This window comes from Bradyrhizobium sp. CCBAU 11361 (genome assembly GCF_028128935.1).
Classification (GTDB): Bacteria; Pseudomonadota; Alphaproteobacteria; order Rhizobiales; family Xanthobacteraceae; genus Bradyrhizobium; species Bradyrhizobium niftali.
The window spans coordinates 84,576-97,827 of record NZ_LBJZ01000171.1; the positions used below are offsets into that span (position 1 = coordinate 84,576).

The following is a 13,252-nucleotide window of genomic DNA, read 5'->3' on the forward strand; positions in this document are numbered from 1 at the left end:
ATCCAGGGAACGGCTCCCGGTTGAGAAAACTTCTCGAATTTACAGTCACTTAACTCGGGGAAACGTGGAACAGGTCATGAAAGATCTCAAGTCTCAAGCCAGCAAAAGCACGACCCCCGGCAAGGGAGGGCTCACTCCGGAGATCCAATCCCGGATCGGGCATCAACTCCGCGCCATGTACGACGACGTCGTCCGGCAGGGGGTTCCGGATCGGTTCGCGGAACTGATCAAGAAGCTTGATGCGCCGGGAGCGACACCCCACGTGGAAAATGAGGGCGGATCCAACGACAACAACAATGGGAGGGATTAATGCCTCTCACGGACTCCCTGCGTAACGACATCCTTGCGGCCGTGCCAAGTCTGCGCGCGTTCGCGATCTCGCTCAGCGGCAACGCCGACCGCGCCGACGATCTGGTGCAGGAAACGCTGTTGCGTGCGCTAGCCAACATCGACTCCTTCCAGCCCGGCTCCAACCTGCCGGCCTGGCTGTTCACGATCCTGCGCAACCTGTTCCGCTCCGACTATCGCAAGCGGCGGCGCGAGGTCGAGGACGCCGAGGGCAATTATGCGAAGACGCTGAAGACACAGCCCTCGCAGAACGCGCATCTCGAGTTCGAGGAGTTTCGCACCGCGCTCGAAAAGCTCCCGCAGGACCAGCGCGAAGCGCTCATCCTGGTCGGCGCCTCCGGCTTCTCCTATGAGGATGCAGCGTCGATCTGCGGCTGTGCGGTCGGCACGATCAAGAGCCGGGTCAACCGTGCACGTTCGAAACTCGCCGCGCTGCTCTATGTCGACGGCGCCGAGGATTTCGGGCCCGACGAGACCGTCCGCGCCGTGATCGGCGGCAGCGGCGGATAGCGGCAGGCCGTCATCGGACTGAGGCGACAAATGGAAAGGCGGCCGTTCACGCGGCCGCCTTTCCGTGCGTCCGATGGCGCTGCTTGGGCCGCTCACTTGTCCATGAAGGTCACGGTCTCGGCGACGCTCGCCCGCGAGGTGCGGTAGCTGTTGACCTTGTGGGCGTGGTCGGCATAGCCGAACGAGATGCCGCAAACGACGCGGCGGTCATCGGGCAGATTGAAGTGACGGCGGATCAGGCCGGAGTGCCGCGCCAGCGCGGCCTGCGGAATGGTGCCGAGCCCGAGCGCCTGGGCGGCCAGCATGAAATTGGAGACATAGGCGCCGCAATCGATCGCGCCGTAGATGCCGAGCGGCTCGTTGGTGTGGATGACAGCGACATGCGGCGCGCCGAAGAAATTGTAGTTCTCCAGCGCCTGCTTGGCGTAGCCCATCTTGTCGCCGCGGGGGATCCCGAGCGTGTTGTAGAGCTGAAACCCGCTTTCGCGGCGGCGATCGAGATAGACGCCGACATATTCGCGCGGCGGGATGAAATCGTAATCGTCGCCGAGTCCGCCGGAGGCTTCCTTGTAGATCAGCTGGCGAAAGCGCTCCTTGGCCTCGCCGCTGGCGATGATGACCTGCCAGGGCTGGCTGTTGCACCAGGACGCGGTGCGCTGCGCGGTCTTCAGCACATGCTCGATGGTGGCGCGATCGACCTCCCTGGGCAGGAAGGCGCGCACCGAGTAGCGCTCGTTGAGGAGCTCTTCGAGCACGCCGATGCGGTCCTGGGTAGAGTGGCGGGCGTTCGGTGTTTTCGCGTCCATGGCATGCTCTCTTCGTTGTCATTCCGGGGCGCGCGCAGCGCGAACCCGGAATCTAGATGTTATTCACTCATCTCTAGATTCTCAGATGTGCAATTGCACATCATAGTTCGATGCTTCGCATCGCCCCGGAATGACGGCTACCCCCGCCCCTTGGTCGGGATCTTGTTATACGGCACGTCCTTGTCGACGCGGATGTCGCCCGGCAGGCCCAGCACGCGCTCTGCGATGATGTTGCGCAGGATCTCGTCGGTGCCGCCGGCGATGCGCATCGAGGGCGAGGACAGCAGCATCTGCTGGAACTGGCCCTGCACCGTCTCCTCGTCGCTGCCGGTGAGAACGCCGGCCGCGCCCTGGAGGTCCATGGCGTAGGTCGCGATGTCCTGGAGCATCATGCCCGAGACCAGCTTGCCGATCGAGTTCTCCGGGCCCGGCCGCTCGCCTTTCGACAGCGCCGAGATCGCGCGGTAGCTGGTATATTTCAGCCCGCTCGACTTCACCGCCCAGCTCGCAAGCTTGGAACGCACCGCAGGATCGTCGATGGCGAGCCCGTCCTCGAGCATCAGGTTCGCGCAGAACTCGAACATTTCAGGGACGCCGGTCGCAAGCCGCGAGCCGATCGACATGCGCTCGTTCATCAGCGTGGTCAGCGAGACGCTCCAGCCCTCGCCGACGGCGCCGAGGCGCTGGCTGTCAGGGATCACCACGTCGGTGAAATAGACCTCGTTGAACTCCTGCATGCCGTTGGCCTGCTTGATCGGCCGCACCTCGACCCCCTCGCTCTTCATGTCCAGGAAGAACATGGTGAGGCCCTTGTGCTTGGGCACGTTCGGATCGGTGCGCGCGATCAGAAGGCCGAAGTCGGAATAATGCGCGCCCGAGGTCCAGATCTTCTGGCCGTTGACGACCCAATTGTCGCCCTTCTTCTCCGCGCGCGTGCGCAAGCCCGCGACATCCGAGCCGGCCGAGGGTTCGGAGAAGAGCTGGCACCAGATCTCCTCGCCCGAGGCGAGCTTCGGCAAGTACCGGCGCTTGGCGTCCTCGCTGCCGAAGGCCATCACGGTCGGGCCGCACATGCCTTCGCCGATCTGGAACGGCTGCGTCAGCTTGCCGTAGACGCCCTCCTCCTGCTGCCAGATCACGCGCTCGATCGGCGTGGCGCCGCGGCCGCCATATTCCTTCGGCCAGTGCAGGCAGGCCCAGCCGCCCTCCGCCTTCTTCTTCTGCCAGGCCTTGCCGACATCGACGATGTCGTGCTGGGCGAGCCGGATGCGGCCGAGCGAGGATTTGGACAGCTCCGCCAAAAACTCCTTCGGCGCGTTGGCCTCGACCCATTTGCGCGCGGTCTCGCGGAATGCGGCTTCCTGCGGGGTGTCGTCGAAATTCATGGCGGACCTCTAACCTCTTCCCTTCGTCGGGATCTTGTTGAACGGCACGTCCTTGTCGACGCGGATGTCGCCGGGCAGGCCCAGCACACGCTCGGCGATGATGTTGCGCATGATCTCGTCGGTGCCGCCTTCGACACGGGTGCCCGGCGCGCGCAGCAGCATGGCCTGGAAGCGGCCGGCGACTTCGGCATCCTCGGGGCCGCTGATGACACCGCTCGCGCCCTGCAAGTCCAGCGCGTAGGTCGCAACGTCCTGGATCATCGACCCGGCAACGAGCTTGCCGATGGAGTTCTCCGGCCCCGGCCGCTCGCCCTTCGACAGCGCCGAGATCGCGCGCATGCTGGTGTAGCGCAGGCCGCTCGCCTTCACCGCCCAGTTGGCGAGCTTCGAGCGCACCGCCCGATCCTCGATCGCCGGACCGTCGTCCAGCATCAGGCTGGAGCAATAGTCGAACAGTTCGGGGAAACCGGTCGAGACGCCCGCGCCGATCGACATGCGCTCGTTCATCAGCGTGGTCAGCGAGACGTTCCAGCCGTCACCGACCTCGCCGAGACGCTGATGGTCGGGGATACGCACGTTGGTGAAATAGACCTCGTTGAAGTCGGAAGCACCGCTCGCCTGCTTGATCGGCCGCACCTCGACCCCCTCGCTCTTCATGTCCAGGAAGAACATGGTGAGGCCCTTGTGCTTGGGCACGGTCGGATCGGTACGGGTGAGCAGGATGCCGTAGTCGGAGTAATGCGCGCCCGACGTCCAGATCTTCTGGCCGTTGATGACCCATTCATCACCGTCCTTCTCTGCCCGCGTGCGCAAGCCGGCAACGTCGGAGCCGCCGGCCGGCTCGGAGAACAGCTGGCACCACACCTTTTCGCCTGATGCGAGCGGCGGCAGATAGGTGCGCTTATGCTCCTCCCGTGCGAATGCCATCACGGTCGGCCCGCACATGCCGTGGCCGATGATGAACATATGGGAGAGCTTGCCGAACGGCCCCTCTTCCTGCTGCCAGATCACGCGCTCGATCGGCGACGATCCACGGCCGCCATATTCCTTCGGCCAGTGCAGGCAGGCCCAGCCGGCATCGGCCTTCTTCTTCTGCCAGGCCTTGGCGACCTCGAGGATGTCAGCGTTCTTGAGCTGGGTGCGGCCAAGCGAGGATTTGCGCAGCTCGTCCTCGTACTGCCTGGGCGCGTTCGCTGCGATCCAGGCGCGTGCGGTGGCGCGAAATTCGGCCTCTTGCGGGGTGTCGTCGAAGTTCATGACGTCTCTCTTTATCCGTCATTCCGGGGCGCACGCAGTGCGAACCCGGAATCTAGATGTTATTCACTCATCTCTGGATTCTCAGATGTGCAATTGCACATCATCGTTCGCCGCGTTGCGGCGCCCCGGAATGACATCAAGCCGCGTTCTTCTTGCGCATGCGGTCGATCAACTGGTCTTCCCAATAGGACAGGCTGCCGAGGGCCAGCGCCATCGCGTTCGCCCGGCGGTAGTACATGTGGCAGTCGAACTCCCACGTGAAACCCATGCCGCCGTGCACCTGGATGTTGTTCTTGGCGCAGTGCTGGAACGCCTGCGTCGCGCTGATGCGGGCGGCGGCGGCGGCTTCCGGCAATTCGGACGCATTGGTCGAAAGCGCCCAGGCGCCGTAATAGCTGTTGGAGCGCGCCAGCGTCGCCGAGACGTACATGTCGGCGAGCATGTGCTTCACCGCCTGGAACGAGCCGATCTGGCGGCCGAAGGCAATGCGGTCGAGCGCATAGTCGCGGCCCATCTCCAGCGCGCGGTCGGAGCCGCCAACCTGCTCGAAGGCGCACAGCACCGCGGCACGGTCGAGCACCTGGGTGAGGATGCTCCAGCCCTCGCCGGCCGCGCCCAGCGGCTCGGCCTTGCAGTCCTTGAAAGTGATCTCCGCCTGGCCACGCGTCGGATCAAGGTTGGTCAGGCTTTTCACCTCGACGCCGCCGCCCTTGAGATCGACCAGGAACAGCGAGATGTCGCTCTCACGCCCGCTCGACCCCGTGCGCGCTGCAACGACGGCGAAGTCGGCGATCGCGCCATCGGCCACGGGCTTCTTGACGCCGTTGAGCACGCCATTCGCAGCAGTCAGCTTGATGGCCTTCGGCGACGGATTGCCCTTGCCCTCGAACAGCGCCAGCGTCCCGATCGCCTCGCCCGAGGCGATCGCGGGAAGCCACTTTTTCTTTTGCGCATCGCTGCCGGCGATCAGCAGCGCTTCGGCGGCGAGATAAACGGTCGAGGAGAACGGCACCGGCGCGTTGGCCCGGCCCATCTCTTCCGCGATCACGCACAGCTCGAGATGGCCGGCGCCGGCGCCGCCGAATTCCTCGGGGATCGCGACGCCGAGGAAGCCCATCTCGGCGAGGCCCTTCCAGAGTTCCTTGTCGTAGGGTGCCTTGCCGTCAAGCACGACGCGCACCGCCTTGGGCGAGCATTTTTCGGTGAGGAATTTGCGCGCCTGGTCGCGGAGTTGCTTCTGGTCGTCGGAGAAGTCGAAGTTCATGGCGGCCTGCCTTCTTATTGGGTCACTTGAATTGATGCCGTCATTCCGGGGCGCGACGAAGTCGCGAGCCCGGAATCCATTTCGCCACGCGTATGCGGCCCGATGGATTCCGGGTTCGCGCTATGCGCGCCCCGGAATGACGAATGGAGAGAGGAGTGCTTCATCGCAGCACGATCACATCCTGATCCGGCTTGTCCGCATAGAGCCGCTCCACCAGCACAGCCCGGCGCTCCAGGCCGGCGCGCTGGTTGATGTAGCCCTTGTCGGTCAGCTCATTGCCGTCGATCGAGGGCGGCTCGACCATCAGCATGGCGCGCGCGATGATGCGGCTGCTGGCGCCTTCGCACTCCCTGTTGTGCGCTTCCAGACCGCGCCTGAAACAGGCGATCACCTCGGGATGTTTCACGGCCTGCTCAAAGCTGAGATCGGGATTGCCGACAAGCTGGCGGCAGGCATGCAGGTTCGGCCAGGCGAGCAGGCCGATGAAGGCGCGATCCTGCCCCGCGACCAGCGCGTCATGCACGACGGGCGTTGCGGCTGCGATGGTGTCGGTGCGGAGCGAGCCGACATGGACGAACGTGCCGGTGGTCAGCTTGAAGTCTTCGACGACGCGCCCGGCAAAGACGATGCCCTTCACCGGATCGGCGTCGTCGACGAAGATGCCGGCGTCGCCGATGCAGTAGAAGCCTTCCTCGTCGAACATCTTCCTGGTCAGATCCGGCTGGCCGAAATAGCCGGGCGTGACGTTGACGCCGCGCAGGCGCAGCTCGTATTTCGAGCCGCACGGCACCATCTTCAATTCGACGCCGGGAAACGGCAGGCCGATCAGGCCGACGCGCTCGGTGTCCCAATAGGTGCCGGTCGAGGTCGGCGCGGTCTCGGTCGAGCCCCAGCCGGTATAGAACACGATGCGCTCGCCGGTGGTCTTCACCGCGAGGGCCTGCATGCGCTCATAGAGATCGTCAGGCAGCCGCGCGCCGCCATAGGCCATGATCGACAGGTTCTTGAAGAAGGAGCGGCACAGCGCATCGTCCTTCTCCATGGCAGCGGCGAGCGCGGCATAGCCGGCGGGCACGTTGGCGTAATAGGTCGGCGCGATCTCGTGCAGATTGCGCAGCGTCTCCTCGAACTGGCCCGGCATCGGCCGGCCGTCGTCGATATAGAGCGTGCCGCCGTCGACCAGGATGGGATGGAACGCGGCATTGCCGCCCATCGTGTGGTTCCAGGGCATCCAGTCCAGCATGGTCGAGATCGGACCGCCTGGATCGCGCGGCCGCACCTGCATCATCATCGCGGCATTGGCGCACATCATGCGCTGCGTGTTGATGACGGCTTTCGGCATGCCGGTCGAACCGGAGGTGAAGAGCAGCTTGCCGACGGTGTCGGGCGTGATTTTGTCAATCGACTCCGCGACGGCGGCGGTCACCGGCGTTGCCGCAAGCTCGGCAAAGCTGACGCTCTTGATGCCGTCGCAGGGACGCAGGACGTGGACCACGGTGACGCCGGTGAGATCGAGCGCTTTGAGTGCCTTCTCGAAGGTCGGCCCGTCCTGCACCATCACCACGGCCGGCTTGATCAGGTCGAACAGGTATTTCAGCTTGACGTGATCATGGCTCATCAGCGAGTAGGCCGGCGACACGGGAGCCGCCGGAACGCGCGCCTGCATCGCCGCCTGCGTCATCAGCGCATGCTCGATCGAGTTGCCGGACAGGATCGTGACCGGGCGGCCATTGAGGCCAAGATTGAGCAGGCCTTGCGTCAGCGAATCCACGGTGCGCTTGGCGTCGCCGTAAGAGACCTTCCGCCATTCGCGGTTCGGGCCGCCGCGCTGGGCGAGCCAGACGCGCTCGGGTGCTTCCCTCGCCCATTTGGCGAGCGAGGCCGGGATGTGCCTCTCGTGAGGTTGCAGCGGAATGCGCGACTTCAGCACCACCGTGCCGTCGCCGCGGCGCTCGACGTCGATGTCGCGTGCCAGCCACTCGACCTTGCGAAAGGCGGGCTTCGTCATCACCGCCGCCGCGCTTCCACTCATTTTGCGTCTCCCGGAATTACTGTCCTTTGCGGATCTTCGTCGTTCAGCGCCTGATATAGACAGGCTTTCGCTTCTCAAGGAAGGCCCTGATGCCTTCCGAAAATTCCTCGGAGCGGCTGCACAGGACCTGATTGCGGTCTTCCATCGCGATAACAGCTTCCAGCGATCCGGCATCGACGCTCATGTTGAGGCACTCTTTCGAGAGGCGCAGACCTACCGGCGAGGCCGTGATCATCGCATCGATGTAAGGCTCGGCCGCGTCATCGAGCTTGTCCTCGTCGACGACCTCGGAGACGAGACCGACCGCGAGCGCCCGCTCGGCGCCGATGAAGCGCCCCGTGAGGATCAGCTCGGAGGCGACGGAGACACCGACGAGGCGCGGCAGAAAATAGCTGGTGCCGATGTCGCAGCCGCCAAGGCCGAGCTTGATGAAGGCGCAGTTCATCCGCGCCGACTTCGTCGCGATGCGGATGTCGGCCGCCAGCGCCAGCGCAAAGCCGCCGCCGGCCGCCGCGCCCTGCACCAGCGCCAGGATCGGCTGCGGACAGCGCCGCATCAGCATCACGATGTCGGCGATGCGCCGCTGCGAGTCCAGGGATTCGGTGACGCCGGGCGGCTCCTGCTGCCCAGCCCGGCGCGCCATCGCGGCCTTGAGATCGAGGCCCGCGCAAAAATTCTTGCCGGCGCCCTTCAGCACTACAACGCGCGTCTCGCGGTTGCGCTGGAGGCCCTGGAAATAGACGTTGAGCGCATCGATCAGCGCGGGATCGAGTGCGTTGAGGCTGTCAGGACGATTGAGCGTCACCCGGTCGAGGCCGTCGTCATGCTCGATCAGCAGCGGTTGGGACATGCGCGACTTCCTTCATCCGCAACAATGGTGCCGATTGCTGCGCCCTCTCCCCTTGTGGGAGAGGGCATGTACGTCGCTCGCCGCGCATTCGCTCGGGTGAGGGGTCTGCCTCCACAGGTGAGATCGCGGAGAGAACCCCTCATCCGTCGCGCTGCGCGCGCCACCTTCTCCCACAGGGGGAGACGGGAAGAGAGCTTTACCGCGGCGCCATGCGGATGGCGCCGTCGAGGCGGATGGTCTCGCCGTTCAGCATCGGGTTCTCGACGATGTGCACGGCCAGCGAGCCGTATTCAGCGGCATCGCCAAGGCGCGCGGGATGCGGCACCTGGGCGCCAAGGCTCTTGCGGGCCTCTTCGTTCAGGCCCATCAGCAGCGGCGTCAGGAACAGGCCGGGCGCGATGGTGTTGACGCGGATCTTCTGGCTCGCGAAGTCGCGCGCGGCCGGCAGCGTGAGGCCGACGACGCCACCCTTCGACGCCGCATAGGCGATCTGGCCGATCTGACCTTCATAGGCCGCCACCGACGCGGTGTTGATGATGACACCGCGCTCCTCGCCAATCGGCTCGACGCTGACCAGGCGCTCCGCGAACAGCCGCAGGCAGTTGAACGTGCCGATCAAATTGACGTTGATGATGCGGGCGAACTTGGCGAGCGGATAGACGCCGTCCTTGCCGACGATGCGCTGCGAGCCGCCGATGCCGGCGCAGTTCATCAGCACGCGGGCGACGCCATGCGCGGCTTCGGCCTTGGCGATCGCAGCCTTGATGCCGTCCTCGTCGGTGACGTCGGCATGCAGCGCGACGCCCTTCACCTCGGCGGCCACCTTCTCGGCGTTTTCCTTGCTCTGGTCGATCACGCCGATCTTGGCGCCCTTGGCGGCCATGGCGCGGGCGGTCGCGGCACCAAGGCCCGAACCACCGCCGGTGATGAGAACGGCTACGTCTTTCAGCTGCATCGTAAGCTACCTTTCCTCTACCTTTTCCTTGGGCGTTTCTTCTCTGGACTTGACGGGTTCGGCCGGATCATCCGGCCGCGGCAGCTTCCTCGGCTTGCGTGAGGATGCCGCCGCAGATCAGCGTTTCCATGTGCTTGATGTATTGCCGGCAGACTTCGTCGGTGACCGGGCCGACGCCGGTCGCGCGAGACATCGCGTGCCGGCCGAAGAACAGGTGATCGCAGGCGCCGATCAGGCTGGTGTAGAACAGCACCGGATCGGTCTGACGGAATTCGCCGCTGCTGACGCCTTCGGCGAGCAGGCGGCGATGAAAATCCAGCAGCGGCGCGACGAAGAATTTCGAGACTTCGTCGGCGGAGCCGGCAACGCTCTCGTGCAGGAGATAGTGGATCAGCCGGTTCATGTAGGGGAACCGGTGATAGGCCCGGATGATGCCGCCAATATGCAGCTTCAGCTTCGCGGTCGGCGTGATCGGCTGGGCCAGCAGATATTCGAGGTTGGACAGCTCCGTTCCCGCGTCGCGCTCGAGCAGCGCCAACAGCAGGCCGTCCTTGTTGCCGAAATGATATTTGACCAGCGCGGCGTTGGCGCCCGACTTCTGGGCGATGTCGGAGAGCGAAATCTCGATCGAGGAACGTTCGATCATCAGCTCGCTTGCGGCCACGAGCAATTTCCCTGCCGTGGAATTCTTTCCGCTGGGGAGCTTGGTCGGTACGCTGGTAGCCACGGAGTTCCCTGTCCTCGCTGCTTGAAGCGGGGGGCAGATAAGCCCAAGCAGCGCCTCATCACAAGAGTTAATTGATCGATTGACTAAATGATGTCGCGCCCTTTTAATCCGCCCCGACAACCAACCCGATCCAGAAAAATTCAGGGAGAAACCGAAATGGCCGAGGCTTACATCGTCGCCGCTGCGCGTACCGCCGGCGGGCGCAAGGGGGGCCGCCTCGCCGGCTGGCATCCGGCCGATCTCGCCGCCAAGGTGCTGGACGAGTTGGTCGATCGCACCAAGGTCGATCCGGCCCTGGTCGAGGACGTGATCATGGGCTGCGTGATGCAGGTCGGCGAACAGTCCAACAACGTCGCGCGCAATGCGATCATGGCCTCGAAGCTGCCGGAAAGCGTGCCGGGCACCTCGATCGACCGCCAGTGCGGCTCCTCGCAGCAGGCGCTGCACTTCGCGGCCCAAGCCGTGATGTCCGGTGCGATGGACGTCGTGATCGCCGCCGGCGTGGAATCGATGACGCGCGTGCCGATGGGCCTGTCCTCGCAGCTCCCGGCCAAGAACGGCTTTGGCAATTACAAGAGCCCGGGCATCGAGGCGAAGTACCCCAACATCGTGTTCAGCCAGTTCACCGGCGCGGAGATGATGGCCGAGAAGTACGGCCTCTCCAAGAATGACCTCGACGAATATTCCTTCAACAGCCATCAGCGCGCGATCGCGGCGACGCAAGCCGGTCACTTCAAGAAGGAGATCGTGCCGTTCGAGATCACCCGCGCCGACGGCAGCAAGGATACCCACCACATCGACGAGGGCATCCGCTTCGACGCCACGCTCGACGGCATCAAGGGCGTCAAGCTGATCGCCGAGAACGGCAAGCTCTCCGCGGCCAGCGCCAGCCAGATCTGCGACGGCGCTTCCGGCGTCATGGTGGTGAACGAGCGCGGGTTGAAGCAGCTCGGCGTCAAGCCGCTCGCGCGCGTCCATCACATGACCATGATGGGCGGCGATCCCGTGATCATGCTGGACGCGCCGCTGCACGCCACCAAGCGCGCGCTGGAGAAGGCCGGCATGACGATCGGCGACATCGACCTGTTCGAGGTCAACGAGGCCTTCGCCTCGGTGCCGACCGCTTGGCTGAAGACCACCGGCGCCGATCCGGAGCGGCTCAACGTCAATGGCGGCGCCATCGCGCTCGGCCATCCGCTCGGCGGCTCCGGCACCAAGCTGATGACGACGCTGGTCCACGCGCTGCACCAGCGTGGCAAGCGTTATGGCCTGCAAACCATGTGCGAAGGCGGCGGCATGGCCAATGTGACGATCGTGGAGCGGCTGTAAGCTGCTGCTGCCACACTAGCGGTGTCGTCCCGGCGAAAGCCGGGACCCATACCGCGAAATCTATCGATCGTGGTTGGTCGCAGTACCGAACGACGACCCTCCGCCAAACGACGCCCTGTGGTTATGGGTCCCGGCTTTCGCCGGAACGACATCTCGTGTGCCTTTTGGGACCTACGCTTATGACCCATCCGTCCGTCTACGCGAAGACCACGCCGAACAAGATCGCCTACCAGATGGCCGGCACCGGCAAGGCGATCACCTATCGCGAGCTCGACGAGCTCTCGAACCAGGGCGCACACCTGTTCCGCTCGCTCGGCCTGAAGGCCGGCGACCACATCGCGCTGTTGATGGAGAACCGGCTTGCCTTCATGGAGATCTGCTGGGCCGCGCAGCGCAGCGGGCTCTATTACACCGCGATCAGCCGCTATCTGAAGCAAGACGAGATCGACTACATCATCGCCGATTGCGGGGCCAAGGTCGTGATCACCACGCCGAAATGCGCCGACCAGATCAAGGCCCTGATCAAGGGTACGCCCGACGAGCCGGTCTTCTACATGATGGACGAGCCGCTGCCCGGATTCCGTTCCTACGACAAGGAAGCCGCCGCGCAGCCAACGACACCGATTGCCGACGAGGTCGCCGGCTACGACATGCTGTACTCGTCCGGCACCACCGGCCGGCCCAAGGGCATCAAGAAGGCGTTCGAGGGCAACAGGATCGACCTGCCGAACGCCTTCCTGCGCGTGCTATGCGCCGACATGTGCGGCATGAATGCGGAGAGCACGTATCTCTCGCCGGCGCCGCTCTATCACGCGGCGCCCCTGCGCTTCAACATGATGGCGATCGTGCTCGGCGGCACTTCCGTCATCATGGAGCGTTTTGACGCCGAAGAGTTCTTGAGGCTGGCCGAGAAGTACAAGATCACGCAATCGCAGCTCGTGCCGACCATGTTCGTACGCATGCTGAAGCTGCCGGACGAGATCCGCACGAAGTACAACGTCTCGACGCTCAAGGGCGCCATCCACGCCGCCGCCCCCTGCCCGGTCGACGTCAAAGCAGCAATGATCGAATGGTGGGGACCGATCCTGATCGAGTATTACGCCGGCTCGGAAGGTAACGGCGTCACCGTGTGCAATTCGAAAGAATGGCTGGAGCATCGCGGCAGCGTCGGCCGCGCCGTGGTCGGCAAGATCAAGATTCTCGACGAGAACGACGAGGAGCAGCCGCTAGGTGAGATCGGCACGGTCTATTTCGCCGACGCGCCCGTTTTCACCTATCACAACGATCCCGAGAAGACCAAGAAGGCCTACAACGCCAAGGGCTGGTCGACGCTCGGCGATGTCGGCTATCTCGACAAGGACGGCTTTCTCTATCTCACCGATCGCAAGTCCTACATGATTATCTCGGGCGGGGTGAACATCTACCCGCAGGAGACCGAGGACGTGCTCATCACCCACCCCGATGTCGCCGACGTCGCCGTGTTCGGCGTGCCGAACGAGGAGATGGGCGAGGAGGTGAAGGCGGTGGTGCAGCCGCACGACATGACGCGTGCGGGCAAGGCGCTGGAAGCCGACCTGATCGCCTACTGCAAGGGCCGCCTCTCCGCCATCAAGTGCCCGCGCTCGATCGATTTCGAGGCCGAGCTGCCGCGCACGCCGACCGGCAAGCTGGTGAAGCGTCACCTGCGCGACAGATATTGGCCGAAGACGGCAGCGAAGATTTAAGGCGCTTCGTAGGGTGGATTAGCGAAGCGTAATCCACCTCTTCTGTTTTCGCAGAGACAAACAGT

The 13,252-nt window shown here is 64.4% G+C and carries 12 protein-coding genes; 4 read left to right on the top strand and 8 right to left on the bottom strand.

Translation table 11 applies throughout. The features are described 5' to 3' along the window. Window positions 1-76: 76 nt before the first annotated feature. Window positions 77-310, top strand: coding sequence for a NepR family anti-sigma factor (locus XI08_RS18900; protein ID WP_027543308.1), 234 nt, complete (start codon window positions 77-79; stop codon window positions 308-310). Beyond that, window positions 310-858, top strand: a complete 549-nt coding sequence (locus XI08_RS18905) for a sigma-70 family RNA polymerase sigma factor (RefSeq protein ID WP_011090521.1) — start codon at window positions 310-312, stop codon at window positions 856-858. The genes XI08_RS18900 and XI08_RS18905 overlap by 1 nt, the downstream gene beginning before the upstream one ends. Before the next feature lie 92 nt (window positions 859-950). On the opposite strand, the gene XI08_RS18910 is transcribed toward XI08_RS18905, so the two are convergent. The 8 genes from XI08_RS18910 to XI08_RS18945 form a co-directional block, all read right to left on the bottom strand. Then, window positions 951-1,664, bottom strand: a complete 714-nt coding sequence (locus tag XI08_RS18910; protein WP_271575541.1) for a nitroreductase — start codon at window positions 1,662-1,664, stop codon at window positions 951-953. Window positions 1,665-1,801: 137 nt separating this feature from the next. Continuing rightward, window positions 1,802-3,049 carry an acyl-CoA dehydrogenase gene (locus XI08_RS18915; protein ID WP_271575542.1) on the bottom strand — a complete coding sequence of 416 codons (1,248 nt, stop codon included), beginning with the start codon at window positions 3,047-3,049 and terminating at the stop codon, window positions 1,802-1,804. A 9-nt stretch (window positions 3,050-3,058) separates the two neighbouring features. Beyond that, window positions 3,059-4,306, bottom strand: coding sequence for an acyl-CoA dehydrogenase (locus XI08_RS18920; RefSeq protein ID WP_271575543.1), 1,248 nt, complete (start codon window positions 4,304-4,306; stop codon window positions 3,059-3,061). 136 nt (window positions 4,307-4,442) lie between these two features. After that, the gene (locus tag XI08_RS18925; RefSeq protein WP_092187376.1) at window positions 4,443-5,570 is read right to left on the bottom strand and encodes an acyl-CoA dehydrogenase family protein; all 1,128 of its coding nucleotides are present in this window, start codon (window positions 5,568-5,570) and stop codon (window positions 4,443-4,445) included. A 160-nt stretch (window positions 5,571-5,730) separates the two neighbouring features. After that, entirely contained in the window at window positions 5,731-7,602 is a 1,872-nt protein-coding gene (locus tag XI08_RS18930; protein ID WP_271575544.1) for an AMP-binding protein, read from the bottom strand. A gap of 43 nt (window positions 7,603-7,645) precedes the next feature. Next, complete coding sequence (locus tag XI08_RS18935; protein ID WP_271575545.1) at window positions 7,646-8,452, bottom strand: enoyl-CoA hydratase/isomerase family protein; 807 nt, start codon at window positions 8,450-8,452, stop codon at window positions 7,646-7,648. Between the two features lie 196 nt (window positions 8,453-8,648). After that, window positions 8,649-9,407 carry an SDR family NAD(P)-dependent oxidoreductase gene (locus tag XI08_RS18940; RefSeq protein ID WP_271575546.1) on the bottom strand — a complete coding sequence of 253 codons (759 nt, stop codon included), beginning with the start codon at window positions 9,405-9,407 and terminating at the stop codon, window positions 8,649-8,651. Window positions 9,408-9,474: 67 nt separating this feature from the next. Further along, window positions 9,475-10,077, bottom strand: coding sequence for a TetR family transcriptional regulator (locus tag XI08_RS18945; RefSeq protein WP_442869839.1), 603 nt, complete (start codon window positions 10,075-10,077; stop codon window positions 9,475-9,477). A gap of 213 nt (window positions 10,078-10,290) precedes the next feature. Here XI08_RS18945 and XI08_RS18950 point away from each other — a divergent pair, with 213 nt between their 5' ends. Both XI08_RS18950 and XI08_RS18955 read left to right on the top strand, forming a co-directional pair. After that, a complete protein-coding gene (locus tag XI08_RS18950; RefSeq protein ID WP_271575548.1) occupies window positions 10,291-11,463 on the top strand; it encodes an acetyl-CoA C-acetyltransferase in 1,173 nt (390 codons plus the stop codon). Between the two features lie 179 nt (window positions 11,464-11,642). Beyond that, on the top strand, window positions 11,643-13,187 hold the full coding sequence (locus tag XI08_RS18955; RefSeq protein WP_271575549.1) for an acyl-CoA synthetase: 1,545 nt from the start codon (window positions 11,643-11,645) through the stop codon (window positions 13,185-13,187). The last annotated feature ends 65 nt before the right edge of the window (window positions 13,188-13,252 follow it).

What these genes read in the sequence shown, in the direction of transcription:
- XI08_RS18930 (WP_271575544.1), bottom strand. Translation starts at nt 7,602, where the DNA reads ATGAGTGGAAGCGCGGCGGCGGTGATGACGAAGCCCGCCTTTCGCAAG.
- XI08_RS18915 (WP_271575542.1), bottom strand. Translation starts at nt 3,049, where the DNA reads ATGAATTTCGACGACACCCCGCAGGAAGCCGCATTCCGCGAGACCGCG.
- XI08_RS18910 (WP_271575541.1), bottom strand. Translation starts at nt 1,664, where the DNA reads ATGGACGCGAAAACACCGAACGCCCGCCACTCTACCCAGGACCGCATC.
- XI08_RS18935 (WP_271575545.1), bottom strand. Translation starts at nt 8,452, where the DNA reads ATGTCCCAACCGCTGCTGATCGAGCATGACGACGGCCTCGACCGGGTG.
- XI08_RS18900 (WP_027543308.1), top strand. Translation starts at nt 77, where the DNA reads ATGAAAGATCTCAAGTCTCAAGCCAGCAAAAGCACGACCCCCGGCAAG.
- XI08_RS18920 (WP_271575543.1), bottom strand. Translation starts at nt 4,306, where the DNA reads ATGAACTTCGACGACACCCCGCAAGAGGCCGAATTTCGCGCCACCGCA.
- XI08_RS18925 (WP_092187376.1), bottom strand. Translation starts at nt 5,570, where the DNA reads ATGAACTTCGACTTCTCCGACGACCAGAAGCAACTCCGCGACCAGGCG.
- XI08_RS18940 (WP_271575546.1), bottom strand. Translation starts at nt 9,407, where the DNA reads ATGCAGCTGAAAGACGTAGCCGTTCTCATCACCGGCGGTGGTTCGGGC.
- XI08_RS18905 (WP_011090521.1), top strand. Translation starts at nt 310, where the DNA reads ATGCCTCTCACGGACTCCCTGCGTAACGACATCCTTGCGGCCGTGCCA.
- XI08_RS18950 (WP_271575548.1), top strand. Translation starts at nt 10,291, where the DNA reads ATGGCCGAGGCTTACATCGTCGCCGCTGCGCGTACCGCCGGCGGGCGC.
- XI08_RS18955 (WP_271575549.1), top strand. Translation starts at nt 11,643, where the DNA reads ATGACCCATCCGTCCGTCTACGCGAAGACCACGCCGAACAAGATCGCC.